Source organism: Micromonospora sp. M42 (assembly GCF_000568915.1).
GTDB lineage: Bacteria > Actinomycetota > Actinomycetes > Mycobacteriales > Micromonosporaceae > Micromonospora > Micromonospora chalcea.
Window position 1 is genome coordinate 6676305 of the sequence record NZ_KK037233.1, and the last position, 720, is coordinate 6677024.

The following is a 720-nucleotide window of genomic DNA, read 5'->3' on the forward strand; positions in this document are numbered from 1 at the left end:
GAACTTCCGCGACGTGCTGATCGGCCTGGGCATGTACCCGGATCCGGCGGCCGTGATGGGCAGCGAGGGCGCGGGCGTCGTGGTCGAGGTCGGCCCCGGCGTGACCGACCTGGCCCCCGGCGACCGGGTGCTCGGCATGTTCGAGCCGGCCTTCGCCCCCGAGGTGATCGCCACCCGCGACCTCGTGGCGAAGATCCCCGCCGGCTGGTCGTTCGCGCAGGCCGCCTCCGTGCCGGTGGTGTTCCTGACCGCGTACTACGCGCTGCGGGACCTCGCCGGGCTGCGGTCCGGTGAGTCGGTGCTGATCCACAACGGCGCCGGTGGCGTCGGCATGGCCGCCATCCAGCTCGCCCGGCACTGGGGCGCGACGGTCCACGCCACCGCCAGCCCCGGCAAGTGGGGCGTGCTGCGGGAACTCGGGGTGGCCGAGGAGCGGATCGCGTCGTCGCGGACCACCGAGTTCGAGCAGACCTTCGGCGCGGCCACCGGCGGTGCCGGCGTCGACGTGGTGCTCGACGCCCTCGCCGGTGAGTTCGTGGACGCGTCGCTGCGGCTGCTGCCGCGCGGTGGCCGGTTCGTGGAGATGGGCAAGGCCGACGTACGCGACGCCGAAACCGTCGCCGCCGGCCACCCGGGCGTCACCTACCGCGCGTTCGACCTCAACGAGGCCGGGCACCGGCGCATCGGGGAGATGCTCACCCGAGCTGCTCGACCTGTTCG

Annotated in this window: 1 protein-coding gene; it reads left to right on the plus strand. The window is 74.0% G+C overall.

Annotation, left to right across the window (positions count from 1 at the left end; genetic code table 11):
- The coding region (locus MCBG_RS30685) for a zinc-binding dehydrogenase (RefSeq protein WP_157560832.1) at positions 1-720 on the plus strand (720 nt) is incomplete at both ends.